We start from the raw sequence: 24669 nt of genomic DNA on the forward strand, positions 1-24669 counted from the left end.
TCACGGTTTGGGTGCCTCTTTCTGACGCGCAGATGCGGCATTAATTCCCAGGGCGTAACTATACAGAGGCTGCAATCATCATTCTCGTTGTTTTGTGCCCATTTTGCGGGGCTCGCGAAGTATTTTTGAATGATAAGATCGCGGCTTTGTGAATTCCGAGGAAAGCGTTGTGCGCAAATTGGTTTGGCTGGTAGCGGCACTGGCATTGGCAGGCTGCGGTGAAGGCAAGAATGTAGATGCGCCAAAGCCTGAGGCAAAGGTCGCGGCAGCGCCGGCGGCCGCCGCGCCACAGTGGGATCTGGAAGTGCGTGGCGAGACTCCTCAGGCCGTCAGTGATCTGAGCGGCTGGTTGATCGAGCACGCTTTCGTTCCGACGGTCGTGAAGGACGGCAACGGTAAAACACGAATTCTGATAGGTCCGTTCAACTCCCAGGCTGATGCCGAAGCGCGCAAGGTGCAGGTGGATGCGGCGTTGGTAAAAGCCAAGAAACAAAATATCGAGTCGGTGGTGATTGAGCATCCGCTCACGCCATAAGCGAAGCGCCTTCAACACAGATTGAACGCCAGACATGAAAAAGGCCTCGAGCATAACGCTCGAGGCCTTTTTTTGTGCTGCGATCAGCCGCAGGCTTTCAGATTTACCGAGCCGACAAACTCGTTGCCACGCCCCATCACGCACGCCACGCTCTGGTTGCGCTGACGTTCCCAGTCCTGCACTGGATAGGTCTTGTCCCACGCTTCGTACAACTGCCGATCTTGCTTCGAAAGCCGCAGTCCGTATTGTTTGCTCATGTAAAAATACGTGCGGGCGATCATGCCGCGGATCGAAGGGCGGGGCATGACCTTCTTGGCCTTGAAGTCGACCTGCGTCAGGCAGGATCCATACTGACCGGACTGCACCGGCAACCAGCCGTAGCTGAAGTTGCTGCGATCACCGTTGACCTCACCGATGCTCGGTACCAGGTTGTGCAGGTCAGCTTCGGCCTTTTGATAAACCGGATCGTAACGCGTGCAATTCTTGCGTCCGCCTTGCTGCCAGCACTGCCGCTGATGCCCGATCTGCCACGCTGGCACGATGTGCTCCCACTCGATCCTCGATGCACGCTTGGCGTTCTTGCGCGGCACATAGCCGCAAGCCTTGAGATCGACGCGGTTGCCGGTGTACTTGCAGCCGCAGTAAAACTCCGTGGACTGCGGCGCATAAAGTTTCCATGCAGCTTTCTTGGCTTCGGAAAATGTACGTGGGGCGCCAGCCTGGGCGCCCACGGCGAAAAACAACAACAGCAAAGCAACACAGCGGACAGTCATTGAATCAATCTTCCTTCGGCACAACCCAAAAAATCTGCACGCCACCGTCATCGCGATAGGCGAGGGTGACGTTGTCGTTCTCGTCGATTTCCTCGAGCAAGCGCTCCCAGTCGTCTATCGGCTCATCCGGCAGACGGAAAATCAGTGCGGCTTTGGCTTTTTGTGCGGTGGGGGAATTGATGATTTTCTGAACGCGCATACCCATGCGTTCATAAGCGTCAGGAGCAGCAGGAGAGGTGGCCACGAGGTTATCCTTATTAAGCTGTACGTGCATACAGTATTTAACTGTAAGCGATTTCGCAACTGCTTAAAATTCAAGAAAATCCTCTGACAGCGGGTTTCCGATTTTGGTGTAGGACTTGTCGAGATTTTTGTGGGAAAAGTATTGGAAGGGTGTAAGCGGGGCACCACCTGCCAAGCTGACAGGTGATGCGCAATTGCCCGATCGAGAAGTGATCAGGCGATGTTCAATCAGTATTCCCAGAACATCCGTTGCAGCTCTTTGCTGTCGTTGGTCTTGGTCAGTGCAACCATCGCCAGGATGCGGGCTTTCTGCGGGTTCAGGTCGTGAGCGACAACCCAGTCGTATTTGTCGTCGGGCTGTTCGGCGTTACGCAGGACAAAGCCGCCGGCGTTGACGTGGGACGAGCGAATGATCTGCACGCCATCCTTGCGCAGCGCTTGCAGGGATGGAACCACGCGGGAAGATACCGAACCGTTGCCAGTGCCGGCGTGGATGATGGCTTTGGCGCCGGCTTGAGCCAGTGCCTTGTAGGCGGTATCGCTGACGTTGCCGTAGGAGTAGGCAATTTCTACGTCAGGCAGGCTCTTGATGTCCTTGATGTCGAATTCCGAATCCATGGTGTGACGCTTGGCCGGCAGGCGGAACCAGTAGGATTTGCCTTCGACCACCATGCCCAGCGGACCCCACGCGCTTTTGAATGCTTCGGTCTTGATGTTGATCATTTTGCTGACGTCGCGACCGGACTGGATCTCGTCGTTCATGGTCACCAGCACACCTTTGCCGCGTGCTTCTTTGCTGCTCGCCACGGCGACGGCGTTGTACAGGTTGAGCATGCCGTCTGCCGACATGGCAGTGCCCGGACGCATCGAACCTACGACGATGATCGGCTTGTCGGTTTTCTCGACCAGGTTCAGGAAGTACGCGGTTTCTTCCAGAGTGTCGGTGCCGTGGGTGATAACGATGCCGTCCACGTCCTTGCTGTCGGCCAGTTCGGAAACGCGACGACCCAATTGCAGCAGGTTGTCGTTGGTGATGCTTTCCGAAGCGATCTGCATGACTTGTTCGCCGCGCACGTTAGCCAGTTTGCTCAACTCGGGAATGCCGGCAATCAGTTGTTCGATACCGACTTTTGCTGCCTGATAAGTGGCGCTGTTGGCAGCACTGGCGCCGGCGCCAGCGATGGTTCCGCCTGTGGCGAGGACGACGACGTTCGCCAGTTTCGTCTGGGTTTCGGCTTCTTTTGCCTGAAGGGCAGCAGGCAGGAGCAGGAGGAGGGCCAGTGCGCCCGGAATCAAAGTATTGAAAGCAGATTTCATTATTTTTCTCTCTAGTCGTGAGACGGTGCTGATGCAGGTTCATCTAGATGCGCCCCAAGCCGATCTGAATGCTCGAGGTGCAAGGACGGGAGCAGGATTCATACCATGCGTAATGTGCTGGCGGAAAATGTTTAACCCAATGATTTAAATCAATATTTGTCGAGGGCTGGAGCATCGTTGAGGATTCATCCATCCGGGATTCCGAACGACAGGCGGATTCGTGTTCGGCTCGCCGATAGGCAATCTCTGAAAAGCCAGGCGGGTGACAAATCCTCGCTAAAGAAATGTGCTCTCAGGCCGATGCGTCCTCAAGGAAACCAAATCTTAGGAGTTCACATGTCACTGACGGTCGGTTTTGCCAATCCCGCTGCAGTCACCATTGGCGGTAAAACTGCAGCGACGATCAACAGCCTGAACGATGCGACCAATGAGACTTCGGCGCAGGCGCTGGGTACCGAAAAGACTGAGAAGAATCAGGTCAGAACCGGTGGCGGGCCTGTGCAGGAAAACAGTGAAACCGAGGCTGACAGCAATCTCAGCATCACCGTCAAGACGTTGCTCAAGCGGATGAAGGAATTGCAGAAGCAACTTCAGGAGCAGCAACAGCAACTGGCTGCGGCTCAGGCTGCAAGCTATCCGACTCCCGAAGCGAAGTCCCAGGCAGTGATGTCGATTCAGGGCCAGATCGCGCAAACCAGCGCCGCACTGGCAGAAGTGGCGGGTGCGTTGGTCAAGGAGATGTCGAAAAGCGCTACCAGCGGTGGCCTGGTCAACACGACCGCCTGAAGCGTCAGATGGCCGACTCAGCGATTCGGCCTACAACAAAAGACGATTTCTGATTGTTGACAAATGTCGGCGGGATTCTCATAGTTCGGTCTACGCAAACGTTTGCGCGACTTGGAAGGGCATCTGCTCTCGGAGCCGTGACGTAGCTTACGTCAGCGCAAACGTTGCTCACAATAATCATAAGATCGGAGTGAACCCATGAAGCTGCCATTCGCCGCACGTCTTCTTGCTGTCGCTATGCTGGCTGCCACAGCCGCCGCACTACCTGTCTCCTCGGCGTTCGCCGAATCTGCAGAAAAGCCCAAAGTCGCGCTGGTCATGAAATCTTTGGCCAACGAATTCTTCCTGACCATGGAAGACGGCGCCAAGGCCTACCAGAAAGAACACTCCGCCGATTTCGATCTGATCTCCAACGGTATCAAAGACGAAACCGACACCGCCGGCCAGACTCGCATCGTCGAACAGATGATCCTGGCCAAGGTGAATGCACTGGTGATCGCGCCTTCTGACTCCAAGGCCATGGTGCCGGTGATCAAGAAGGCCGTAGACGCCGGTATCACGGTGATCAACATCGACAACCAGCTTGATCCCGCCGTGGTCAAAAGCAAGAACATCAACGTGCCGTTCGTAGGTCCGGACAACCGCAAGGGTGCACGTCTGGTTGGCGAATACCTGGCCAAGCAGCTGAAGGCGGGCGACGAGGTCGGCATCATCGAAGGCGTGTCCACCACCACCAACGCGCAGGCGCGCACGGCCGGTTTCAAGGACGCGATGGAAGCCGCGCAGATCAAAGTGGTCTCGCTGCAGTCCGGTGACTGGGAAATCGACAAGGGCAACAAGGTTGCGGCTTCGATCCTCAGTGAATACCCGGATGTCAAAGCGCTGCTGGCCGGTAACGACAGCATGGCGGTCGGTGCCGTTTCCGCAGTCCGTGCCGCTGGTAAGGCTGGGCAGGTGAAAGTCGTCGGTTACGACAATATCAATGCCATCAAGCCAATGCTCAAGGACGGCCGCGTGCTGGCGACGGCTGATCAGTTTGCAGCCAAGCAGGCCGTGTTCGGCATCGAAACCGCGCTGAAGATCATCAAAGGCGAGAAAGTCGACAGCGGTGCCAACGGCGTGATCGAAACACCGGTCGAGCTGGTCACCCAGTAAGTCATCTGGCGACACAACGGCGCTCGTCCGTCCGGGCGAGCGCATGGAGATTTCTATGTCAGTTTCCGCTCCGAACGCTGTCCTCTCGGTCAGCGGTATCGGCAAGACCTATGCGCAACCGGTGCTCACCGGCATCGATCTGACGCTGATGCGCGGTGAAGTACTGGCGCTGACCGGCGAAAATGGTGCCGGCAAAAGTACCCTGTCGAAGATCATTGGTGGTTTGGTCACACCCACTACCGGCCAGATGCAATTCCACGGCAAGGACTATCGTCCGGGCAGCCGTACCCAGGCTGAAGAGCTTGGCGTGCGCATGGTCATGCAAGAACTCAATCTGTTGCCGACGCTGTCGGTGGCGGAAAACCTCTTTCTGGATAATCTGCCGAGCAGCGCGGGCTGGATCAGCCGCAAGCAGTTGCGCAAGGCGGCGATCGAAGCCATGGCGCAAGTCGGGCTCGATGCGATCGATCCGGACACGCTGGTCGGCGAACTCGGTATCGGCCATCAGCAGATGGTTGAAATCGCGCGCAACCTGATCGGCGACTGCCATGTGCTGATCCTTGACGAGCCGACCGCGATGCTCACGGCGCGCGAAGTCGAAATGCTCTTCGAGCAGATCAGCCGATTGCAGGCCCGCGGCGTTTCCATCATCTATATCTCTCACCGTCTCGAAGAACTGGCGCGGGTGGCGCAGCGTATTGCCGTGCTGCGTGACGGCAACCTGGTCTGCGTCGAGCCGATGGCCAACTACAACAGCGAGCAACTGGTCACCTTGATGGTCGGTCGCGAACTGGGCGAACACATCGACATGGGGCCGCGCAAGATCGGCGCTCCGGCGCTGACGGTCAAAGGCCTGACCCGTTCTGACAAAGTCCGTGACGTCTCTTTCGAGGTGCGTGCCGGGGAGATCTTCGGTATTTCCGGATTGATCGGGGCAGGGCGCACGGAATTGCTGCGGCTGATATTCGGTGCCGATGCTGCCGACAGCGGCACCATCGCGCTCGGCTCCCCGGCCAAGGTCGTGAGTATTCGCTCGCCAGTCGATGCCGTACGCAATGGCATCGCGTTGATCACCGAGGATCGCAAGGGCGAAGGGCTGCTGCTCAGTCAGTCGATCAGCGCCAACATCGCTCTGGGCAACATGCCGGAAATCTCCAGTGGCGGTTTCGTCAACAATGGCGACGAAATTTCCCTGGCGCAGCGTCAGATCGAAGCCATGCGCATCCGCAGCTCGAGCCCGACGCAGTTGGTTTCGGAGCTGTCCGGCGGCAATCAGCAGAAGGTCGTGATCGGTCGCTGGCTGGAGCGCGACTGTTCGGTGCTGCTGTTCGACGAGCCGACTCGTGGAATCGATGTCGGTGCCAAGTTCGACATTTACGGTTTGCTCGGCGAGTTGACCCGTCAGGGCAAGGCGTTGGTGGTGGTGTCCAGTGACTTGCGCGAGTTGATGCTGATCTGCGACCGGATCGGCGTGCTTTCGGCGGGGCGTCTGATCGACACCTTCGAGCGCGACAGCTGGACCCAGGATGATTTGCTTGCCGCCGCATTCGCCGGCTACCAAAAACGTGATGCGTTGCTCAATGAGGCAGCGCCTAGGGATCTCCCATGAAAACTGCATCTTCTGCCAGTAAACGTAGTGGCAATTTCTTCGGCCTGGGCACATATCTGGGCCTGGCCGGTGCCTTGCTGGCGATGATTGCGCTGTTCTCGGTTCTGAGCAGCCATTTCCTCTCGTACAACACTTTCAGCACCCTGGCCAACCAGATTCCCGACTTGATGGTGCTGGCGGTGGGCATGACCTTTGTGCTGATCATCGGCGGCATCGATTTGTCCGTCGGCTCGGTGCTGGCGTTGGCCGCATCGACGGTCAGCGTTGCGATTCTCGGCTGGGGCTGGAGCGTTTTGCCAGCGGCGCTGCTCGGCATGGCGGTGGCGGCGCTGGCCGGGACCATCACTGGCTCGATCACCGTGGCCTGGCGGATTCCGTCGTTCATCGTCTCCCTCGGCGTGCTGGAAATGGCCCGCGGTGTGGCGTATCAGATGACCGGGTCGCGGACTGCGTACATCGGCGATGCGTTCGCCTGGCTGTCGAATCCGATCGCGTTCGGTATTTCACCCTCGTTCATCATCGCTTTGCTGGTGATCTTCATCGCGCAGGCAGTTTTGACTCGCACTGTTTTCGGCCGCTACCTGATCGGCATCGGCACCAACGAAGAAGCCGTGCGGCTGGCCGGGATCAATCCCAAGCCCTACAAAATTCTGGTGTTCAGCCTTATGGGCCTGCTGGCGGGCATTGCCGCTCTGTTTCAGATTTCGCGTCTGGAGGCGGCTGACCCGAACGCAGGTTCGGGTCTGGAACTGCAAGTGATCGCGGCGGTGGTTATCGGTGGTACCAGCCTGATGGGTGGACGCGGTTCGGTAATCAGTACTTTCTTTGGCGTGCTGATCATTTCCGTGCTCGCGGCCGGTCTCGCACAGATTGGTGCGACGGAGCCGACCAAGCGCATCATCACCGGAGCGGTAATTGTTATCGCCGTGGTGCTCGACACCTATCGCAGTCAACGCGCCAGTCGCCGAGGCTGAACCATGGCAACGATCAAGGATGTAGCGGCGCTTGCGGGTATTTCCTACACGACCGTGTCGCACGTGGTGAACAACACCCGCCCGGTGAGTCAAGAAGTGCGGCGCAAAGTCGAGGCGGCGATCAAGAGCCTCGACTACGTTCCCAGTGCCGTGGCGCGCTCGCTGAAAGCCAAAACCACGGCGACCATCGGCCTGCTGGTGCCTAACAGCCTCAACCCGTACTTCGCTGAATTGGCGCGCGGAATCGAGGATTACTGCGAGCGCAACGGTTACTGCGTGATCCTCTGTAACTCCGACGACAATCCGGACAAGCAGCGCAGTTATCTGCGCGTGTTGCTGGAAAAACGCATCGACGGTTTGATCGTCGCCTCCGCCGGCGGTGACACTGGTCTGGCGCAAGGGCTGGCAGGCGTGAAGACGCCGATGGTTATCGTTGACCGGGGCCTGGAAGGTGTAAATGCCGATCTGGTGCGTATCGATCATGAATACGGCGCTTATCTGGCAACCCGTCACCTGCTCGAGTTGGGGCATCGCGACATCGCCACCATTGGCGGTCCGGCCAGTACCAGCGTGGCGCAAATGCGTCAGGCCGGTTATTGCCGAGCGCTGCGAGAAGCGGGAATCGAGGTGCGCGAGGAGCGTATGCTCGAAAGCGACTTCACCAGCACCGGCGGTTACAACGCCGCAGCCCGGCTGCTCGAGAGCAATCCGCCGAGCGCAATTTTTGCCGGTAACGACATGATTGGCATCGGTGTGCTGCGTGCGGCGGCTGAACGTAATGTCCGGGTGCCGGCCGAGCTGTCGGTAATCGGCTTCGATGACATTCAGATGAGCCGTTATGTCTATCCGGCGCTGACCACGGTCGGCCAGTCGATCCTGCAACTGGGCGAGATGGCCGCCGAAGTGCTGTTGCGCAGAATTGCCGCGCCGGATTCGGGCACCGATCAACGCATCGTGACCCCGAGCATTGTCCTGCGCGAATCGACCGCGCCGCTGTCCGGCGTGTTCACCGAATATCGCTGAAACCGAATTGATGAGTAGTGATGTATGCCAGCAAATGTAGTGGTAATAGGCAGCCTGAACATGGACCTGGTCACCCGGGCGCCACGGCTGCCACGCGGCGGTGAAACGCTGATTGGTCATTCCTTTGCCACGGTGTCTGGCGGCAAGGGCGCCAATCAGGCGGTTGCTGCTGCGCGCTTGGGCGCTAAGGTGGCAATGATCGGTTGCGTCGGAAATGACGACTACGGTGTGCGATTGCGCGATGCCTTGCTCGCCGAGCACATCGACTGCGAGGCTGTCAGTGTCGTAGAGGATTCCAGTGGCGTAGCGCTGATTGTGGTGGATGACAACAGCCAGAACGCCATCGTGATTGTCGCCGGTGCCAACGGCGCGATGACGCCGGCAGTGGTCGACCGCTTTGATGCGGTTTTACAGGCCGCCGATGTAGTGATCTGTCAGCTCGAGATTCCCGATGCGACGGTCGGGCATGCGCTCAAGCGTGCGCGTGAACTGGGCAAAACCGTCATCCTCAACCCGGCGCCGGCCAGCCGTCCTTTGCCGGCAGACTGGTTTGCCGCCATCGACTATCTGATTCCCAACGAAAGCGAAGCCGCCGCATTGAGCGGGCTCGCTGTCGACTCGCTGCAGTCGGCAGAAACGGCTGCCACTCAGTTGATTGCCATGGGCGCGGGCAAAGTCATCGTCACGTTAGGCGCGCAAGGCTCATTGTTCGCCAACGGCAACGGCTTCGAACATTTCCCCGCGCCGACCGTGAAGGCGGTCGATACCACGGCGGCGGGCGACACTTTTGTCGGCGGTTTCGCCGCAGCGCTGGCCGATGGCAAGTCTGAGGCCGAGGCGATTCGCTACGGTCAGATCGCCGCTGCACTGTCGGTTACCCGCGCCGGTGCGCAACCGTCGATTCCAACCATATCCGAAGTACAGGCGTTCAATCCCGCATGAAAAAGACTCCTTTGCTTAATGTCGCGCTGTCGCGATTGATCGCTTCTCTTGGCCACGGTGACATGGTCGTGATTGGCGATGCCGGTTTGCCCGTGCCACCGGGTGTCGAGTTGATTGATCTGGCGCTGACCCATGGCATCCCTGATTTCGTCAACACGCTGAAAGTTGTACTCAGCGAGATGCAGGTAGAAAGCCATGTGCTGGCCAAAGAGATCTTCGACAAACAACCCACGGCACTGGCCGATCTGGACGCATTGAACGAAGAGGGCGCGCTGGGCCGTAGGGATCTGCTCACCCACGACCAGTTCAAGGTGCTTAGCCGACAAGCCAGGGCGATCATTCGTACAGGAGAATGTCAGCCGTACTGCAACATCGTTCTGGTCGCCGGGGTTACATTCTGATTTCCGATATCACCTGCACAAGGAATGCGCTATGCAACGCTATGCTGAAAAACTCCATCAACTGCTTCGGGGTCTGCTGCTTTTGTCTGTGATAACTGCGACCGGCGTTCAGGCCGCTGAAAAAATCGATTTGATCATCGACACCGATCCAGGCGCTGACGACGTTGTCGCTTTGCTCTTCGCGCTGGCGTCGCCGGATGAATTGAATATCCGCGCGTTAACGACTGTCGCCGGCAACGTGCGCCTGGACAAGACTTCGCGTAACGCACGCCTGGCTCGCGAATGGGCAGGACGCGAAGACGTGCCGGTTTACGCTGGCGCACCGAAGCCGCTGATGCGCACGCCGATCTACGCCGAGAACATTCATGGCAAGGAAGGTTTGTCAGGCGTCACGGTTCACGAACCGAAGAAAGGCTTGGCGAAAGGCAATGCGGTCAATTATCTGATCGACACTCTTAAATCGGCCAAACCGCACAGCATCACCATTGCCATGCTCGGTCCGCAGACCAACCTGGCTCTGGCATTGATCCAGGAGCCGGAAATCGTTCAGGGCATCAAGGAAGTGGTGATCATGGGCGGGGCGCATTTCAACGGTGGCAACATCACCCCTGTGGCTGAATTCAACTTGTTCGCCGATCCGCAGGCTGCCGAGGTGGTGCTCAAGAGCGGGGTGAAACTCACTTATCTGCCGCTGGACGTGACCCACAAGATCCTGACCAGCGATGCACGCCTGAAGCAGATCGCCGCGCTGAACAACAATGCGAGCAAGATCGTCGGCGACATTCTCAACGAATACATCAAGGGCGATATGGAGCACTACGGCATTCCCGGTGGCCCGGTGCATGACGCGACGGTTGTGGCGTATCTGCTCAAGCCTGAGTTGTTTGCCGGTCGGGCGGTTAACGTCGTGGTGGATAGCCGTGAAGGACCGACATTCGGCCAGACCATTGTTGACTGGTATGACGGCCTGAAAGCACCGAAGAATGCATTCTGGGTCGAAAATGGCGACGCCCAGGGATTCTTTGATCTGTTGACCGAGCGCCTGAAACGCCTGAAATAATTCGTCAACCCGCAGGCGGTTTGCCTGCGGGTTTTCACTGCGGCTGTTCGGCCTGGCTGATCGGATAGCGTTCGAATACCTGATTGATAAAATGCTGCGCCGCTTCTATCCCCAACTCCTTGACCAGTAAATCAATGCCGATCAGCGCCAATTCTTCCGTCGTGCCGGGGCTGTAAGAGCTGTGTCCTTCGGCCCATTTGGCGTTGATGGCGGCGTCGATGCTTACACTGGTCATGGGAGGCTCGAAAGGTCAGGATGTCTGTTTTCGAGTTAACCATTTTGTGCGGCATTTGGCACTGCGACTTAGGCATGAGCGGAGCGCTATGCGACACTTGGTCTTTTCCGGCTTGCAAAGGACCCCGCTGTGCAGATTGATCTGAATACCCCTGACGGCCTCACACTCGAAGCAGTGCGCCAATTGCTTGCCTCGGGCAGTGACGACGTGCACAACCAATTGCGCGTGACCAAAGATGGCATTGCCTATCTGTCTACGGTGACCGGTGGGCAGGATATCGAGGGTCTGCTGTTTCGCCTGGAAACCTGGGCGAAGGGGTCGGGCTATGTGGGTAACGTCGCAGCCAGCGATGAAGTCTGGGTGATGCAGATTTTCAACGCACTCAAAGACAACTGGCCGAATCCGCCCTACGACTACATCGACGTTTATTGAGGTCGTTAATATTCAGTCACGAATGTTTGATGAGCCGGACAGGGCGGCTCAGGCACACTCGGCATTTTTCCGCTCGTGGGGCAGGGCATGGCTTGAGCCTTGAAACCAAACGCCGCATTGGCGGTCGCACGATCTCTGCTTAAACATTTGAAAACAAGGAGGCTTCATGCCTTTGAAGTTCGCGACACTGGGTGCACTTATGGCCGCTGCTCTGTTGGCTGGTTGCAGCACAACCTCCAGCGAGTCGGCAAAGGAGCCCGTGGCGGCTGAATCAGGAAATAGCCGCTGCGAAGCATCGGCAGCGCAATTTGCCATCGGCAAGAAGGCATCCCCTGAGTTGCTGGATCAGGCGCGTGCCAAGGCTGGGGCGCAAAATGCGCGTTTCCTCAAGCCGAACGACATGATCACCCTGGAATACCGCTCCGATCGCCTGAACCTGAACACCGACAACAACCTGGTAGTTACTCGCGTCAACTGCGGCTGAGTCCTTTTGCGTCAGGCATAAAAAACCCCGTCACCAGGACGGGGTTTTTTTAGTGCGCCGAGAAATTACTCTGGGCGAACCTGTGCAGCTTGCATACCCTTTTGGCCTTTCTCAGCCACGAAAGAGACGGTCTGGCCTTCTTTCAGGCTTTTGAAACCGTCGGATTCGATAGCTTTGAAGTGTACGAACAGGTCGTCACCGCCACCTTGAGGAGTGATGAAGCCGAAGCCTTTTTCATCGTTGAACCATTTAACGGTGCCGGTTTGGCGATTAGACATGGTGTATCTCCAAGAAACATATATTTTCAGTAGTGCTGTGCTGCTCAGGCCAACTGGGCACACCCGGGTATCATAGTCGAAATGTTCGCTTTGGTAGCCCCCCGGACGTGCTGTTTGCCAATCAGTCGTGTTTTCTTTACCACCTGGTTGCGCTGAAAGCCCCGGTTTGAAAGGCTTTCAGCGAAACGTAAAGACGATAAAAAAACCTGTAAAACCTGCATAAATTGTCTGAAAAGCCTCATTTCCAGCACTTTTTTCCGCCTTTCAGCCGATGTTAATGACCGGTTTTCTTATTTTTTCGGGGCGGTATTTGCCTTGCATTTGGTGATCTGGCCAAGGGCTTTCTTTTGCAATTCAGGCGTCGCCTTGTTGTCCATCAGCGCCTGAATGTCGCTGGCCGGATAGGACTTGATGGCGTCAGCTCCGCAAGCGCAGTGGGATTTCGCCGCGGCAGCACCGATTTGCTGGGTTGCAGCCTCAGTGCACTGGGCCATGTACTTCTCGCGCTCGCCTTTCGGCCAGTCGGCATGGGCGCTCAGTGGCAGCAGCAGAACGACGGGTGCGACGAGGGCGAATAAGCTTTTCAGACGCATGCGAGGATGCTCCTTGTGGGTCAATGTCTTGTTATCTGAGGGCGCAAAGGCCGATCAAGTTCAGCACTTTGGCATAAAAACGGACATTTGACCTTCTGCCAAATCAGGACGTAAGCGACCGCTCATCTGTGCTAGCATGCCGGGCTCAAGCGTTCTCAGGCTTCGGATGACCTTCAGTCCCGAAGCGGTCGGCGTGCGAATTTTTCCGATTTGAATCCCAGTCACTCTGGTTCGGTTTTCCGGTTGGCCGCAAGGCTCCTGCCGCTGTAAGGCAGGCGTTCGTCATTGAATGGCCTGGATCGGATCTTGTACTGGCTCATCCCAACCCACGTGACCTTTGGTAGGGGTCACCACTAGGAGAGGAGGCGCCATGCCAACTATTACTCTTCCCGACGGCAGTCAACGTTCATTCGATCACCCGGTTTCCGTAGCCGAGGTCGCCGCATCCATTGGTGCAGGTCTGGCCAAAGCCACGCTCGCGGGCAAGGTCAATGGCCAACTGGTCGACGCCAGCGACATCATCAGCAGCGACGCGACCCTGCAAATCATTACGCCAAAGGATGAAGAGGGGCTGGAGATCATTCGCCACTCTTGCGCGCACCTGGTTGGCCACGCGGTCAAGCAGCTGTACCCGACCGCGAAGATGGTCATCGGCCCGGTCATCGACGAAGGCTTCTATTACGACATCGCCTACGAGCGTCCTTTCACGCCGGAAGACATGGCGGCCATCGAGCAGCGCATGCAGCAGCTGATCGAGAAGGATTATGACGTCATCAAGAAAGTCACTCCGCGCGCGGAAGTGATCGAAGTGTTCAAGGCCCGCGGCGAAGATTACAAGCTGCGTCTGGTCGAAGACATGCCGAACGAGCAGGCCATGGGTCTGTACTATCACGAAGAATACGTCGACATGTGCCGCGGTCCGCACGTGCCGAACACGCGTTTCCTGAAATCCTTCAAGCTGACCAAGCTGTCGGGCGCCTACTGGCGTGGCGACGCCAAGAACGAGCAATTGCAGCGCGTCTACGGCACCGCTTGGGCTGACAAGAAACAGCTGGCGGCGTACATCCAGCGCATCGAAGAAGCCGAGAAGCGCGATCACCGCAAGATCGGCAAGCGTCTGGGCCTGTTCCACACCCAGGAAGAATCCCCGGGCATGGTGTTCTGGCACCCGAATGGCTGGACTCTGTACCAGGTGCTCGAGCAGTACATGCGCAAGATCCAGCGCGACAACGGCTACCTTGAGATCAAGACTCCTCAAGTCGTCGACCGCAGCCTGTGGGAAAAATCCGGGCACTGGGCCAACTACGCCGACAACATGTTCACCACTCAGTCGGAAAACCGCGACTACGCGATCAAGCCGATGAACTGCCCATGCCACGTGCAGGTGTTCAATCAGGGCCTGAAAAGCTACCGCGAGTTGCCGATGCGTCTGGCCGAGTTCGGTGCCTGCCACCGTAACGAGCCGTCGGGTGCGTTGCACGGCATCATGCGCGTGCGAGCGTTCACTCAGGACGACGCGCACATCTTCTGCACCGAAGAGCAGATGCAGGCCGAGTCCGCTGCGTTCATCAAGCTGACCATGGATGTCTATCGCGATTTCGGCTTTACCGAAGTCGAGATGAAACTGTCCACTCGTCCGGAAAAACGCGTCGGCTCCGATGAGCTGTGGGATCGCGCTGAAGCAGCATTGGCTGCAGCCCTTGATTCTGCTGGCCTGCCGTACGATCTGCAGCCGGGCGAGGGTGCTTTCTACGGGCCGAAGATCGAGTTCTCGCTGAAAGATTGTCTCGGTCGAGTCTGGCAGTGTGGTACCTTGCAGCTCGATTTTAACCTGCCTGTCCGTTTGGGCGCTGAATACGTCTCTGAAGACAACAGCCGCAAACACCCGGTGATGTTGCACCGCGCGATCCTCGGTTCGTTCGAGCGTTTCGTCGGGATTCTGATCGAGCACTACGAAGGTGCTTTCCCTGCGTGGCTCGCGCCGACCCAGGCGGTGATCATGAATATCACTGATAAACAGGCAGATTTTGTTGCAGAGGTTGAAAAAACTCTCAACGAAAGCGGATTTCGTGCCAAGTCCGACTTGAGAAATGAAAAGATCGGCTTTAAAATCCGCGAGCATACTTTGCTCAAGGTTCCCTATCTCTTGGTTATCGGAGATAAGGAAGTCGAGATGCAGACTGTCGCTGTGCGTACTCGTGAAGGTGCTGACCTGGGCTCGATGCCCGTCGCCCAGTTCGCTGAGTTTCTCGCGCAAGCGGTTTCCCGGCGTGGTCGCCCAGATTCGGAGTAATTATTATCAAGCGTGAAATGAGACAAGATAAACGAGCTGCACCGAAAGCCCCGATCAACGAGAATATCTCGGCACGCGAGGTTCGGTTAATTGGCGCTGATGGCGAGCAGATTGGCATCGTCTCGATTGATGAAGCGCTTCGTATCGCTGAAGAAGCAAAGCTTGATCTGGTGGAAATTTCCGCAGATGCAGTCCCGCCTGTTTGCCGGGTGATGGACTACGGCAAATCGATCTTCGAGAAGAAGAAGCAGATTGCCGCGGCGAAGAAAAATCAGAAGCAGATTCAGGTTAAAGAAATCAAGTTTCGTCCAGGGACGGAGGAAGGGGATTACCAGGTAAAACTGCGCAACCTGGTACGTTTCCTGAGTGACGGGGACAGGGCCAAGGTATCCTTGCGATTCCGCGGCCGTGAGATGGCCCACCAGGAGCTGGGGATGGAACTCCTCAAGCGGGTTGAACAAGACCTGCTCGAGTACGGTTCGGTCGAACAGCATCCTAAGATGGAAGGACGCCAGCTGATCATGGTCATCGCCCCGAAAAAGAAGAAGTAATCAACAGGGCACGGCAGGCCTTCTGATTATGTTTATCAACTGAATGCGGAGTATCCGAACATGCCAAAAATGAAAACCAAAAGTGGTGCTGCCAAGCGGTTTCTGAAAACTGCTAACGGCATCAAGCACAAGCACGCTTTCAAGAGCCACATCCTGACTAAAATGTCGACCAAGCGTAAGCGTCAACTGCGCGGTAGCAGCTTGCTGCATCCGTCTGACGTGGCAAAAGTCGAGCGCATGCTGCGCCTTCGTTAATTTAGTCAAGAATAGAGGAAGTAACTCATGGCTCGTGTAAAGCGTGGCGTCATTGCCCGTAAGCGTCACAAAAAAATTCTGAAACTTGCTAAAGGCTACTACGGCGCACGCTCCCGCGTATTCCGTGTTGCCAAGCAAGCGGTAATCAAGGCAGGCCAATACGCCTACCGTGACCGTCGTCAGAAAAAACGTCAGTTCCGCGCTCTGTGGATCGCTCGTATCAACGCTGGTGCTCGTGTTAACGGTCTGTCCTACAGCCGTTTCATCGCTGGCCTGAAAAAAGCGTCCATCGAGATCGACCGTAAGGTTCTGGCTGATCTGGCAGTGAACGAAAAAGCGGCGTTTGCTGCGATTGTCGAGAAAGCTAAAGCCACCTTGGCTTAAGTACCCCCGACAGTCACCCGGCCTCACCTCTGTGGGGCCAGGTGTTAAACGTCATAAATAGGGGAAGAGCCTTCAAGCTCTTCCCCTATTTTGTATCTGGAGTCTGTACATGGAAAACCTGGATGCGCTGGTCTCTCAAGCACTAGAGGCTGTGCAAAGCGCTGAAGATATCAATGCCCTGGAGCAAATCCGGGTTCAATACCTTGGCAAGAAGGGCGAATTGACTCAGATGATGAAGACCCTGGGGAATCTGCCGGCCGAAGAGCGTCCGCAAGTCGGTGCGCTGATCAACGTTGCCAAGGAACGTGTTACAGGCGTTCTCAATGCGCGCATGGCATTGTTTGAAGAAGCCGAACTGGCTGCCAAACTGTCTGCCGAATCCATCGACGTGACATTGCCGGGCCGTGGCCAGACCTCTGGCGGTCTGCATCCGGTCACCCGGACTCTGGAGCGCGTCGAGCAGTTCTTCACCCGCATTGGCTACGGCATCGCCGAAGGCCCTGAGGTCGAAGACGACTACCACAACTTTGAAGCGCTCAACATCCCAGGCCATCACCCGGCCCGGTCGATGCATGACACCTTCTATTTCAATGCCAACATGTTGCTGCGCACCCATACCTCGCCGGTACAGGTCCGCACCATGGAATCCAAGCAGCCGCCGATCCGCATCGTCTGCCCGGGCCGCGTCTATCGCAGCGACTCCGATATCACCCATTCGCCGATGTTCCACCAGGTCGAAGGCCTGCTGGTTGATCGCGATATCAATTTTGCCGATCTCAAAGGCACCATCGAAGAATTCCTGCGGGTGTTCTTCGAGAAAGAACTGGCCGTGCGTTTCCGTCCTTCGTATTTCCCCTTCACCGAGCCATCCGCTGAAGTCGATATGGAATGCGTGATGTGCAGCGGCAAAGGCTGCCGCGTCTGCAAGCAGACCGGCTGGCTGGAAGTGATGGGCTGCGGCATGGTTCACCCGAACGTGCTGCGCATGTCCGGCATCGATCCGGAAGAGTTCTCCGGATTTGCCTTCGGCATGGGTGTCGAGCGTCTGGCCATGCTCCGTTACGGCGTGAACGACTTGCGTCTGTTCTTCGACAACGACTTGCGGTTCCTCGCGCAATTTCGCTAGTCGTAACGAATTCTTAGGAGAGCAGGATGAAATTCAGTGAACAATGGCTGCGTGGCTGGGTCAGCCCGCAGGTAGATCGCGATGAGCTGGTTGCTCGTCTGTCGATGGCCGGTCTTGAGGTCGATAGCGTTACTCCGGCCGCCGGCGTATTCAGTGGTGTGGTGGTGGGTGAGGTGCTGAGCACCGAGCAGCATCCGGACGCCGACAAGTTGCGCGTATGCCAGGTCAGCAATGGCGCGGAAACCTTCCAGGTCGTGTGCGGAGCGCCAAACGTGCGCCCGGGCCTGAAGATTCCGTTCGCGATGATTGGCGCAGAGCTGCCGGGCGACTTCAAGATCAAGAAGGCCAAGCTGCGTGGCGTCGAGTCCAACGGCATGCTGTGCTCGCAGGCAGAGCTGCAGGTCGGTGAGGGCAACGACGGTCTGATGGAGCTGCCGGCCGATGCGCCGGTGGGCGAAGATTTCCGAGTGTATCTGGATCTGGAAGACGCCAGCATCGAGGTCGACCTGACCCCGAACCGTGGCGACTGCCTGTCCCTGGCCGGTCTGGCTCGTGAAGTCGGCGCGCTGTACGCCGTGCCGGTAACCCGTCCTGTGGTGGCTGCGGTTGCAGCGGTACACGACGAAGTCCGCTCGGTCGAGGTGCTGGCCCCAGCTGCCTGCCCACGTTACCTGGGTCGGGTCATCCGTAACGTCGACCTGTCCAAGCCAACCCCGCTGTGGATGGTTGAGCGTCTGCGTCGCGCCGACGTGCGCAGCATCGACGCTGCCGTCGACATCACCAACTACGTCATGCTCGAGCTCGGCCAACCGCTGCACGCTTTCGATCTCGCCGAAATCAATGGCGGCATTCGTGTGCGCATGGCTGAAGAGGGCGAAAAGCTGGTTCTGCTTGATGGTCAGGAAGTCAGCCTGCGTAGCGATACGCTGGTCATCGCTGACCACACTCGTGCACTGGCGATCGCCGGCGTCATGGGTGGCGAGCACAGCGGTGTTTCCGCGACCACCCGTGATGTGTTCCTCGAATCTGCGTTCTTTGATCAGATTGCGGTTGCCGGCAAGGCACGTTCTTACGGCTTGCATACCGACGCTTCGCATCGCTACGAGCGTGGCGTTGACTGGCAACTGGCCCGTGAAGCCATGGAGCGCGCCACTGGCCTGCTGCTGGAAATCACTGGCGGCGAAGCTGGTCCGATCATCGAGACCGTCAGCGAACAACATCTGCCATCGATTGCACCGATCACTCTGCGCGCTCAGCGCATCACTCAGATGCTCGGCATGGAGATGGATTCGGCACAGGTCGAGCGTCTGCTCAGTGCCTTGGGCTTGAGCATTACCGCTGACGGCGAAGGCCAATGGCGCGTTGAAGTGCCAAGCCACCGCTTCGATATCAGCCTGGAAGTCGACCTGATCGAAGAGCTGGCTCGTCTGTACGGTTACAACCGTCTGCCGGTTCGCTACCCGCAAGCGCGTCTGGCGCCGCAAGCCAAGGCCGAAGCGCGTAGTGATCTGCCTGAGCTGCGTCGTCTGCTGGTTGCTCGTGGTTATCAGGAAGCGATCACTTACAGCTTCATTGATCCGCGTCAGTTCGAACTGTTCAATCCAGGTGTCGAGCCGCTGTTGCTGGCCAATCCGATCTCCAACGATATGGCCGCCATGCGCTCGTCGTTGTGGCCAGGTCTGGTCAAGGCGTTGCAGCACAACCTCAATCGTCAGCAGGATCGTGTGCGTCTGTTCGAGAGCGGCCTGCGCTTCGTTGGTCAGCTTGACGGCTTGAAGCAAGAGCCGATGTTGTCCGGGGTTGTGTGCGGGAGTCGCTTGCCGGAAGGCTGGGCGCAGGGTCGGGATACCGTCGACTTCTTCGACGTAAAGGCTGACGTGGAGGCTGTACTGGGTTTTGCCGGTGCCCTGGATTCGTTCACCTTTGCTCCGGGCAAACACCCAGCGCTGCATCCGGGTCAAACCGCGCGCATCGAGCGTGAAGGTCGCGAGGTAGGCTATATCGGTGCAATTCACCCTGAGCTGTCGAAGGCGCTGGGGCTGGATCGTCCGGTGTTCGTCTTTGAGCTGGTTCTGGCGGAAGTGGCGCTCGGTAAAATGCCGAAATTCCACGAGTTGTCGCGCTTTCCTGAAGTGCGTCGTGACCTTGCACTGATCGCGCACAAAGACGTCGCGGCCTCGGCTGTACTGGACGTAATCCGTGAAAATGCAGGCGAATGGCTCACAGAGCTCAGGCTGTTTGACGTGTATCAGGGTAAAGGTATTGATCCTGATAGAAAAAGCCTTGCAGTCGGCTTGACCTGGCAGCATCCATCGCGCACTCTTAATGACGATGAGGTGAATTCGACGACGCAAAATATCCTCACCTCGCTCGAACAAAGGTTGAACGCCACGTTAAGGAAGTGACGTATGGGGGCTTTGACGAAAGCTGAGATGGCGGAACGTCTGTATGAAGAGCTGGGCCTGAACAAGCGGGAAGCCAAGGAATTGGTCGAACTGTTTTTCGAGGAAATCAGGCACGCTCTTGAAGACAACGAGCAGGTCAAATTGTCCGGTTTCGGCAATTTCGACCTTCGGGACAAACGCCAGCGGCCCGGCCGCAACCCGAAAACGGGGGAAGAAATCCCGATCACGGCTCGCCGTGTGGTCACCTTTCGTCCAGGGCAGAAGTTGAAGGCCCGAGTTGAGGCTTATGCTGGAACCAAGTCATAACGACGAACTACCCGTCATCCCGGGCAAACGCTACTTCACCATTGGTGAGGTCAGCGAGCTGTGTGCCGTAAAGCCACACGTGCTGCGCTACTGGGAGCAGGAGTTTCCTCAGCTCAACCCCGTCAAACGCCGCGGGAACCGCCGGTATTATCAGCGCCAGGACGTGCTGATGATCCGGCAGATCCGCGCGCTCCTTTACGATCAGGGTTTCACCATCGGCGGCGCACGTCTGCGCCTGTCCGGCGACGAAGCCAAAGATGACACCACACAGTACAAACAGATGATTCGGCAGATGATTGCCGAATTGGAGGATGTCCTGGTGGTACTCAAGAAATAAAAAGCTGCGTTTGAATACTTCCAGTTTTCAAAAGCTTGCGATATATTCTTGAGCGTTCTTCGAGGTGAAGAACGGGATGCAACATCAGTCGGGGCGTAGCGCAGTCCGGTAGCGCACTAGCATGGGGTGCTAGGGGTCGAGTGTTCGAATCACTCCGTCCCGACCATATTTTTCAACGACTTAGGCCAATGTTCACAGCATTGGCCTTTTTCATGTGTGTGAGATTTGCGGGGCTACTCGATCACGCCTGCGACTCGCACCAAGTGTTTGGATTTGTAAGAAAGTCCGCTCGTCGAGCAAATAGCACTCTCTGTGCGCCGATCTTCTCTTACTTATTAAGCGCAGCCCCTGCGCCACTGACGGGAGAGAATGATGATCGACGACAACAACGGCCCTGAAGCGCCATATCCGGGACCAGACGAACAAACCCCTGATTCTGGCGAGGGTCATGATTCCGGCCTGGAGCAGGCTGATTCTGAGCCGAAGCAGGGCACCGACGAACGACCAGAGGACTGGAATCCGCCACCCGGCAATCCTGGCTCTGATCAGGACGCCCAGACGGGCCGAGATAATGGCGGCGCTAAGTAAGCCCGATCAATTGTAATAGTTCACGAGACCCGGCCATCGCGCCGGGTTTTTATTGCCGCCCAACCCTCTATCGACATCCTTGGGCGCAGACGGTTATTTGGGCGTGGGTGGGCGAAGCCGAGCGGCGCCGGCGGCTGGACGCTTCGATCCAGGCGCCGGCAACAAGCATGTTCACTCTACGATGCAGATCCAGCGATGGTTGTATCGATAGGGTGCGCGGGTGAAATGGACGTCTGAGACCATTTTCATGCCTCGCTCTTGGAGCGCTTCGGTCAGTTGTACGAGTGTCTCTGCCTGGATAGTCATTGCTGTCACCTCGTCAGATTTACTGCGTTCATAATTCTTGACCGAGAGATCAGGCGGCTAATTCATTTTTTCTACAGTCATCATTGAAGTAGTGCGATCAAGAGCGCTGTGCTTCACCTCGTGTCCACTAACTTGCCCCATTCAAGTCCGAACCGCGCCAGGTACTTCCTCAAGCGATCGGCATCATTAGGCTGCGCCTTGGCCTGCCGGGAAATACCGAACAGCTGTCGGCCTGCATCGGACAGGCTATCGGCCTGCCGGCACACCTCAATGACAGCCTTCAACTGCAAGCGATCGAACAAGTCCATGCTCTCGCCATCTCCCGGCAACTCAGTTGATATAGCAGTGGGTTGCGCCAAGCCCCATGCATATCGCAATCGATCGATCTCATCGTCTACCTGCGCTTCATCGATGCGTCCGCTTTCGGCCAAAGTTGCCATCCGGGTAATCGACGCGGACAGTTCGCGAAAGTTGCCCAGCCACGCTGCTTCACGTGAGCTGGCGAAGGCCAGGTAGCGTCGGCGTGCTTCGAGATTGAAACGCGCGCGTTGCCCATGTTCGCGCGCGTGGCGTTCCAGTTCGAAATCGATGTTTGGCTCGATGTCCTCGCGGCGGCCGGCGAGGCCGGGCAGGTCGAATGTCCAGAGGTTGATCCTTGCGTACAGATCCTCGCGAAAAAGGCCTTCGGCGACGCGGCTGCGCAGGTCGCGATGGGTGCCGGCGATTATCAGAAAATCACTCTCGACTTCCTTGTCCGAGCCCAGCGGGAAGAAGCGTTTCTCTTCGATTGCCTTTAACAGCATCGCTTGTTCGTCCGCGCCGAGCTCACCGATTTCATCGAGAAACAGCATGCCGCCGTTTGCGGCGCGCAGCAGGCCATCGCGAGCGTTTTGCGCTCCGGTGAAGGCGCCTTTGACGTGACCGAACAAGGCCGACATCGCGCCGTCGCCACGCAAGGTTGCACAGTTGACTTCGACAAAGCGTCCCTGCATTTGATGACGGTTACGTTTGAGTTCGTAGATGCGCCGCGCCAGGAAGGATTTGCCGGCGCCGGTCGGGCCGATCAGCAGCATGGGGGCTTTGGAGCGCAGCGCAACGCGCTCGATCTGTTCAATGGAGCGGTTGAAGGCCGGGTTGCGCGTGGCGATGCCGGACTTGAGAAATTCCAGGCCTTCGAGGCGTTTGCTGGCGAAACGTGAGGCAATGCGATCATAGCGCGACAGATCGAGATCGATCAGCGCGTGAGTGCCGCAGGCGGGCTCGTTTTCGTTCTTGCGCTTGGCGGGGGAGGTCTGAATCAGCCGGGCTGGCAGATAGCGCGCCTCGGTCAGCAGGAACCAGCAGATCTGTGCGACGTGGGTGCCGGTGGTGATGTGGACGAGGTAATCCTCGTGCTCGGTGTCAAAATTGTACGCAGTGGTGAAGTCGTGCAGGGCGCCGTACACCTCCTCGAAATCCCAAGGGTTGCGCAGCGACATTGGATGCAGGCGCACTTCGGTGCTCGGAGAAATCTGCTGGATGTCCGCTCGGACACGCTCGGCGAGGCTGACGTCGCGCGCGTCGAGGCCATGAATCAATTCAAGTCGGTGGATAGGGAGGTCTGTTTGTTGGCACAGGCCTACGCTTGGTCGCCAATAATTCCATCGGCTGGCACCTTTGCCGACACGATCCAGGGTGGCTCCGATAAATCCGATGGCGACCGTGCGTTTGTTGGGCATGCTTATCTCATAAGATAAATGACGATATGCAATGATAATTTTGCTGGTCGGATTTGTCTTCCATAGATTATCGAGCCTCGTCCAATCAGAGATAAAAGTTATTAAAATCAAAAACATAGCAGAAACAACCATGGCCGCATCCAAAGCTGGCACAGCGGCTGCAATGCTGATGGAAACGAACATGGACACCAAGATATGAAAGACCAAACCTACCAGCTTCTCGAAGTCGCCAACGGCAAGCCCATCAAACTCTGGACCGAAGGCGTCCCGGTTGAAAACGAAGCCCGCGCACAGTTGATGAACACTGCGAAAATGCCCTTCATCTTCAAGCATCTGGCGGTGATGCCGGATGTGCACCTGGGCAAGGGGTCAACCATCGGCAGCGTTATTCCAACGGTCGGCGCGATCATTCCCGCAGCGGTGGGCGTCGACATCGGTTGCGGCATGATCGCTGCGCGTACATCGCTGATGGCTTCGGATCTGCCGGACAACCTCCACGGACTGCGTAGCGCCATCGAGCAAGCGGTGCCACATGGCCGCAGTTCTAATCGTTCGCGACGAGACAAAGGCGCCTGGGGCGAGGTTCCGCAGCAAGCCGATCAGGCCTGGGCGGGGTTGCAGCCGCGCTTCAAACTGATCACCGACAAGTATCCGAAACTGGTCAACACCAACAACCGGGGGCATCTGGGGACGCTCGGCAGTGGCAACCATTTCATCGAAGTGTGCTTGGACGAGGCCAATCGGGTGTGGTTCATGCTGCACAGCGGTTCGCGTGGCGTCGGCAACGCTATCGGCAACCTGTTCATCCAGATGGCCCAAGCCGATATGCGTCAGCACATTGCCAACCTGCCGGACCGTGACCTGGCCTATTTCGAAGAGGGCAGCCAGCATTTTGATGATTACGTGGAGGCGGTTGGCTGGGCGCAGGACTTCGCCAGACAGAACCGTGAACTGATGATGCGTGCGGTGGTTCAGGCCACGCGGCAGATCATCCGCAAGCCGTTCGAAGTGGCGCTGGAGGCGGTCAACTGCCACCACAATTACGTGCAGAAGGAACGGCATTTCGGTGAAGACGTGCTGATTACCCGCAAAGGCGCGGTGTCAGCGAAGAAGGGCGAACTGGGGATTATTCCGGGCTCGATGGGCGCCAAGAGTTTCATTGTGCGCGGTCTGGGCAACGAAGAGTCGTTCAGTTCCTGCAGCCACGGCGCCGGGCGCACCATGAGCCGCACCAAGGCCAAGAATACCTTCACCGTTGCCGATCAGATCCGCGCCACTGCCCACGTGGAATGCCGCAAGGACGAAGCGGTGATTGACGAAATTCCGATGGCCTACAAGGACATCGACAAAGTCATGCACGCCCAGCGTGAGCTGGTGGAAGTGCTGCACACCCTGCGTCAGGTGGTGTGCGTCAAAGGCTAAGGAACTACAGCGCTGGCGAGAATTCTGCGTCCGGCGCTGCCCCGGTTCATCGCGGCTGAGCTGAAGCGCGAATTATCAATATTGATCGTAACTCACGAAGACCCACGACGGTTTAACGGTACCTCAGAGACACCGTCG

At 57.4% G+C, this 24669-nt stretch carries 28 protein-coding genes and 1 tRNA gene; 22 read left to right on the forward strand and 7 right to left on the reverse strand.

Annotated features, from left to right (window positions below; all coding sequences use genetic code 11):
- The first annotated feature begins 169 nt into the window (after nucleotides 1–169).
- Nucleotides 170–535: an SPOR domain-containing protein gene (locus AB9L16_RS08960; protein WP_375123396.1), complete on the forward strand. Its 366-nt coding sequence runs from the start codon at nucleotides 170–172 to the stop codon at nucleotides 533–535.
- An 83-nt stretch (nucleotides 536–618) separates the two neighbouring features.
- On the opposite strand, the gene AB9L16_RS08965 is transcribed toward AB9L16_RS08960, so the two are convergent.
- From AB9L16_RS08965 to AB9L16_RS08975, 3 genes are all read right to left on the reverse strand, one after another.
- The gene (locus tag AB9L16_RS08965; RefSeq protein ID WP_375123397.1) at nucleotides 619–1308 is read right to left on the reverse strand and encodes an endonuclease; all 690 of its coding nucleotides are present in this window, start codon (nucleotides 1306–1308) and stop codon (nucleotides 619–621) included.
- A gap of 4 nt (nucleotides 1309–1312) precedes the next feature.
- Nucleotides 1313–1582 carry a DUF1654 domain-containing protein gene (locus tag AB9L16_RS08970; protein ID WP_217863818.1) on the reverse strand — a complete coding sequence of 90 codons (270 nt, stop codon included), beginning with the start codon at nucleotides 1580–1582 and terminating at the stop codon, nucleotides 1313–1315.
- Nucleotides 1583–1779: 197 nt separating this feature from the next.
- Nucleotides 1780–2868: an asparaginase gene (locus AB9L16_RS08975; protein ID WP_095179504.1), complete on the reverse strand. Its 1089-nt coding sequence runs from the start codon at nucleotides 2866–2868 to the stop codon at nucleotides 1780–1782.
- A 336-nt stretch (nucleotides 2869–3204) separates the two neighbouring features.
- On the opposite strand from AB9L16_RS08975, the gene AB9L16_RS08980 reads away from it, so the two are divergent.
- From AB9L16_RS08980 to AB9L16_RS09015, 8 genes are all read left to right on the forward strand, one after another.
- Nucleotides 3205–3654 carry a hypothetical protein gene (locus AB9L16_RS08980; protein ID WP_041478549.1) on the forward strand — a complete coding sequence of 150 codons (450 nt, stop codon included), beginning with the start codon at nucleotides 3205–3207 and terminating at the stop codon, nucleotides 3652–3654.
- A gap of 198 nt (nucleotides 3655–3852) precedes the next feature.
- Nucleotides 3853–4809, forward strand: coding sequence for a sugar ABC transporter substrate-binding protein (locus AB9L16_RS08985; protein ID WP_024012403.1), 957 nt, complete (start codon nucleotides 3853–3855; stop codon nucleotides 4807–4809).
- 55 nt (nucleotides 4810–4864) lie between these two features.
- Entirely contained in the window at nucleotides 4865–6418 is a 1554-nt protein-coding gene (locus tag AB9L16_RS08990; RefSeq protein ID WP_236169312.1) for a sugar ABC transporter ATP-binding protein, read from the forward strand.
- Nucleotides 6415–7392, forward strand: a complete 978-nt coding sequence (locus tag AB9L16_RS08995) for an ABC transporter permease (protein WP_016774040.1) — start codon at nucleotides 6415–6417, stop codon at nucleotides 7390–7392. Before AB9L16_RS08990 ends, AB9L16_RS08995 begins: the two co-directional genes overlap by 4 nt.
- 3 nt (nucleotides 7393–7395) lie before the next feature.
- Complete coding sequence (locus AB9L16_RS09000; RefSeq protein ID WP_041478551.1) at nucleotides 7396–8415, forward strand: LacI family DNA-binding transcriptional regulator; 1020 nt, start codon at nucleotides 7396–7398, stop codon at nucleotides 8413–8415.
- A gap of 24 nt (nucleotides 8416–8439) precedes the next feature.
- Nucleotides 8440–9357: a ribokinase gene (rbsK, locus tag AB9L16_RS09005; RefSeq protein WP_305382607.1), complete on the forward strand. Its 918-nt coding sequence runs from the start codon at nucleotides 8440–8442 to the stop codon at nucleotides 9355–9357.
- Nucleotides 9354–9758 carry a D-ribose pyranase gene (rbsD, locus tag AB9L16_RS09010; protein ID WP_315435646.1) on the forward strand — a complete coding sequence of 135 codons (405 nt, stop codon included), beginning with the start codon at nucleotides 9354–9356 and terminating at the stop codon, nucleotides 9756–9758. The genes rbsK and rbsD overlap by 4 nt, the downstream gene beginning before the upstream one ends.
- A 31-nt stretch (nucleotides 9759–9789) precedes the next feature.
- Complete coding sequence (locus tag AB9L16_RS09015; protein WP_315435647.1) at nucleotides 9790–10818, forward strand: nucleoside hydrolase; 1029 nt, start codon at nucleotides 9790–9792, stop codon at nucleotides 10816–10818.
- Nucleotides 10819–10852: 34 nt separating this feature from the next.
- Here AB9L16_RS09015 and AB9L16_RS09020 read toward each other — a convergent pair whose 3' ends face one another.
- Entirely contained in the window at nucleotides 10853–11053 is a 201-nt protein-coding gene (locus AB9L16_RS09020; protein ID WP_056784436.1) for a hypothetical protein, read from the reverse strand.
- 129 nt (nucleotides 11054–11182) lie between these two features.
- On the opposite strand from AB9L16_RS09020, the gene AB9L16_RS09025 reads away from it, so the two are divergent.
- Both AB9L16_RS09025 and AB9L16_RS09030 read left to right on the forward strand, forming a co-directional pair.
- Nucleotides 11183–11485, forward strand: coding sequence for a hypothetical protein (locus tag AB9L16_RS09025; protein WP_056784439.1), 303 nt, complete (start codon nucleotides 11183–11185; stop codon nucleotides 11483–11485).
- A 166-nt stretch (nucleotides 11486–11651) separates the two neighbouring features.
- Nucleotides 11652–11969 (forward strand): I78 family peptidase inhibitor, encoded by a 318-nt coding sequence (locus tag AB9L16_RS09030; protein WP_016774047.1) that lies wholly within the window; start codon nucleotides 11652–11654, stop codon nucleotides 11967–11969.
- A gap of 65 nt (nucleotides 11970–12034) precedes the next feature.
- Here the strand turns inward: AB9L16_RS09030 and AB9L16_RS09035 are convergent, their stop codons facing one another.
- Both AB9L16_RS09035 and AB9L16_RS09040 read right to left on the reverse strand, forming a co-directional pair.
- Nucleotides 12035–12247: a cold-shock protein gene (locus AB9L16_RS09035; RefSeq protein WP_003179963.1), complete on the reverse strand. Its 213-nt coding sequence runs from the start codon at nucleotides 12245–12247 to the stop codon at nucleotides 12035–12037.
- Nucleotides 12248–12537: 290 nt separating this feature from the next.
- Complete coding sequence (locus tag AB9L16_RS09040) at nucleotides 12538–12840, reverse strand: hypothetical protein (RefSeq protein WP_056784441.1); 303 nt, start codon at nucleotides 12838–12840, stop codon at nucleotides 12538–12540.
- A 370-nt stretch (nucleotides 12841–13210) separates the two neighbouring features.
- On the opposite strand from AB9L16_RS09040, the gene thrS reads away from it, so the two are divergent.
- The 10 genes from thrS (at nucleotide 13211) to AB9L16_RS09090 (ending at nucleotide 21085) form a co-directional block, all read left to right on the forward strand.
- Nucleotides 13211–15133, forward strand: coding sequence for a threonine--tRNA ligase (gene thrS / locus AB9L16_RS09045; RefSeq protein ID WP_024012407.1), 1923 nt, complete (start codon nucleotides 13211–13213; stop codon nucleotides 15131–15133).
- Nucleotides 15133–15684, forward strand: coding sequence for a translation initiation factor IF-3 (infC, locus tag AB9L16_RS09050; protein ID WP_169432615.1), 552 nt, complete (start codon nucleotides 15133–15135; stop codon nucleotides 15682–15684). Before thrS ends, infC begins: the two co-directional genes overlap by 1 nt.
- A gap of 60 nt (nucleotides 15685–15744) precedes the next feature.
- Nucleotides 15745–15939, forward strand: a complete 195-nt coding sequence (gene rpmI / locus AB9L16_RS09055; protein WP_002553160.1) for a 50S ribosomal protein L35 — start codon at nucleotides 15745–15747, stop codon at nucleotides 15937–15939.
- A 27-nt stretch (nucleotides 15940–15966) separates the two neighbouring features.
- Nucleotides 15967–16323 (forward strand): 50S ribosomal protein L20, encoded by a 357-nt coding sequence (gene rplT, locus AB9L16_RS09060; protein ID WP_002553161.1) that lies wholly within the window; start codon nucleotides 15967–15969, stop codon nucleotides 16321–16323.
- A gap of 109 nt (nucleotides 16324–16432) precedes the next feature.
- Nucleotides 16433–17449, forward strand: coding sequence for a phenylalanine--tRNA ligase subunit alpha (pheS, locus tag AB9L16_RS09065; RefSeq protein WP_375123398.1), 1017 nt, complete (start codon nucleotides 16433–16435; stop codon nucleotides 17447–17449).
- 26 nt (nucleotides 17450–17475) lie between these two features.
- Nucleotides 17476–19854 carry a phenylalanine--tRNA ligase subunit beta gene (gene pheT / locus AB9L16_RS09070; protein ID WP_130899497.1) on the forward strand — a complete coding sequence of 793 codons (2379 nt, stop codon included), beginning with the start codon at nucleotides 17476–17478 and terminating at the stop codon, nucleotides 19852–19854.
- A 3-nt stretch (nucleotides 19855–19857) separates the two neighbouring features.
- Nucleotides 19858–20160 carry an integration host factor subunit alpha gene (gene ihfA, locus AB9L16_RS09075; RefSeq protein WP_002553164.1) on the forward strand — a complete coding sequence of 101 codons (303 nt, stop codon included), beginning with the start codon at nucleotides 19858–19860 and terminating at the stop codon, nucleotides 20158–20160.
- The gene (locus tag AB9L16_RS09080; protein ID WP_003179985.1) at nucleotides 20141–20497 is read left to right on the forward strand and encodes a MerR family transcriptional regulator; all 357 of its coding nucleotides are present in this window, start codon (nucleotides 20141–20143) and stop codon (nucleotides 20495–20497) included. Before ihfA ends, AB9L16_RS09080 begins: the two co-directional genes overlap by 20 nt.
- An 89-nt stretch (nucleotides 20498–20586) precedes the next feature.
- Nucleotides 20587–20663, forward strand: a tRNA-Pro gene (locus AB9L16_RS09085).
- Nucleotides 20664–20869: 206 nt separating this feature from the next.
- A complete protein-coding gene (locus AB9L16_RS09090; protein ID WP_076567342.1) occupies nucleotides 20870–21085 on the forward strand; it encodes a hypothetical protein in 216 nt (71 codons plus the stop codon).
- Nucleotides 21086–21504: 419 nt separating this feature from the next.
- Here the strand turns inward: AB9L16_RS09090 and rtcR are convergent, their stop codons facing one another.
- On the reverse strand, nucleotides 21505–23109 hold the full coding sequence (rtcR, locus tag AB9L16_RS09095) for an RNA repair transcriptional activator RtcR (RefSeq protein ID WP_375123760.1): 1605 nt from the start codon (nucleotides 23107–23109) through the stop codon (nucleotides 21505–21507).
- A gap of 195 nt (nucleotides 23110–23304) precedes the next feature.
- Here rtcR and AB9L16_RS09100 point away from each other — a divergent pair, with 195 nt between their 5' ends.
- Nucleotides 23305–24531: an RtcB family protein gene (locus AB9L16_RS09100; RefSeq protein WP_375123399.1), complete on the forward strand. Its 1227-nt coding sequence runs from the start codon at nucleotides 23305–23307 to the stop codon at nucleotides 24529–24531.
- The last annotated feature ends 138 nt before the right edge of the window (nucleotides 24532–24669 follow it).

Origin of the sequence: Pseudomonas sp. LW8, assembly GCF_041956865.1 — a bacterium.
Taxonomy (GTDB): Bacteria; Pseudomonadota; Gammaproteobacteria; order Pseudomonadales; family Pseudomonadaceae; genus Aquipseudomonas; species Aquipseudomonas siliginis.

Bases quoted from the DNA above. Each gene is read 5' to 3' on its own strand.
- AB9L16_RS09020 (WP_056784436.1), bottom strand. From the start codon at position 11,053: ATGACCAGTGTAAGCATCGACGCCGCCATCAACGCCAAATGGGCCGAA.
- ihfA (WP_002553164.1), top strand. From the start codon at position 19,858: ATGGGGGCTTTGACGAAAGCTGAGATGGCGGAACGTCTGTATGAAGAG.
- rplT (WP_002553161.1), top strand. From the start codon at position 15,967: ATGGCTCGTGTAAAGCGTGGCGTCATTGCCCGTAAGCGTCACAAAAAA.
- AB9L16_RS09000 (WP_041478551.1), top strand. From the start codon at position 7,396: ATGGCAACGATCAAGGATGTAGCGGCGCTTGCGGGTATTTCCTACACG.
- thrS (WP_024012407.1), top strand. From the start codon at position 13,211: ATGCCAACTATTACTCTTCCCGACGGCAGTCAACGTTCATTCGATCAC.
- AB9L16_RS08995 (WP_016774040.1), top strand. From the start codon at position 6,415: ATGAAAACTGCATCTTCTGCCAGTAAACGTAGTGGCAATTTCTTCGGC.
- rbsK (WP_305382607.1), top strand. From the start codon at position 8,440: ATGCCAGCAAATGTAGTGGTAATAGGCAGCCTGAACATGGACCTGGTC.
- pheS (WP_375123398.1), top strand. From the start codon at position 16,433: ATGGAAAACCTGGATGCGCTGGTCTCTCAAGCACTAGAGGCTGTGCAA.
- AB9L16_RS09100 (WP_375123399.1), top strand. From the start codon at position 23,305: ATGAAAGACCAAACCTACCAGCTTCTCGAAGTCGCCAACGGCAAGCCC.
- AB9L16_RS08965 (WP_375123397.1), bottom strand. From the start codon at position 1,308: ATGACTGTCCGCTGTGTTGCTTTGCTGTTGTTGTTTTTCGCCGTGGGC.
- AB9L16_RS08970 (WP_217863818.1), bottom strand. From the start codon at position 1,582: ATGCACGTACAGCTTAATAAGGATAACCTCGTGGCCACCTCTCCTGCT.
- AB9L16_RS08980 (WP_041478549.1), top strand. From the start codon at position 3,205: ATGTCACTGACGGTCGGTTTTGCCAATCCCGCTGCAGTCACCATTGGC.
- rbsD (WP_315435646.1), top strand. From the start codon at position 9,354: ATGAAAAAGACTCCTTTGCTTAATGTCGCGCTGTCGCGATTGATCGCT.
- AB9L16_RS09030 (WP_016774047.1), top strand. From the start codon at position 11,652: ATGCCTTTGAAGTTCGCGACACTGGGTGCACTTATGGCCGCTGCTCTG.
- AB9L16_RS08975 (WP_095179504.1), bottom strand. From the start codon at position 2,868: ATGAAATCTGCTTTCAATACTTTGATTCCGGGCGCACTGGCCCTCCTC.
- AB9L16_RS08990 (WP_236169312.1), top strand. From the start codon at position 4,865: ATGTCAGTTTCCGCTCCGAACGCTGTCCTCTCGGTCAGCGGTATCGGC.
- rtcR (WP_375123760.1), bottom strand. From the start codon at position 23,109: ATGCCCAACAAACGCACGGTCGCCATCGGATTTATCGGAGCCACCCTG.
- rpmI (WP_002553160.1), top strand. From the start codon at position 15,745: ATGCCAAAAATGAAAACCAAAAGTGGTGCTGCCAAGCGGTTTCTGAAA.
- pheT (WP_130899497.1), top strand. From the start codon at position 17,476: ATGAAATTCAGTGAACAATGGCTGCGTGGCTGGGTCAGCCCGCAGGTA.
- AB9L16_RS09035 (WP_003179963.1), bottom strand. From the start codon at position 12,247: ATGTCTAATCGCCAAACCGGCACCGTTAAATGGTTCAACGATGAAAAA.
- AB9L16_RS08985 (WP_024012403.1), top strand. From the start codon at position 3,853: ATGAAGCTGCCATTCGCCGCACGTCTTCTTGCTGTCGCTATGCTGGCT.
- AB9L16_RS09015 (WP_315435647.1), top strand. From the start codon at position 9,790: ATGCAACGCTATGCTGAAAAACTCCATCAACTGCTTCGGGGTCTGCTG.
- AB9L16_RS09090 (WP_076567342.1), top strand. From the start codon at position 20,870: ATGATCGACGACAACAACGGCCCTGAAGCGCCATATCCGGGACCAGAC.
- AB9L16_RS09040 (WP_056784441.1), bottom strand. From the start codon at position 12,840: ATGCGTCTGAAAAGCTTATTCGCCCTCGTCGCACCCGTCGTTCTGCTG.
- AB9L16_RS09080 (WP_003179985.1), top strand. From the start codon at position 20,141: ATGCTGGAACCAAGTCATAACGACGAACTACCCGTCATCCCGGGCAAA.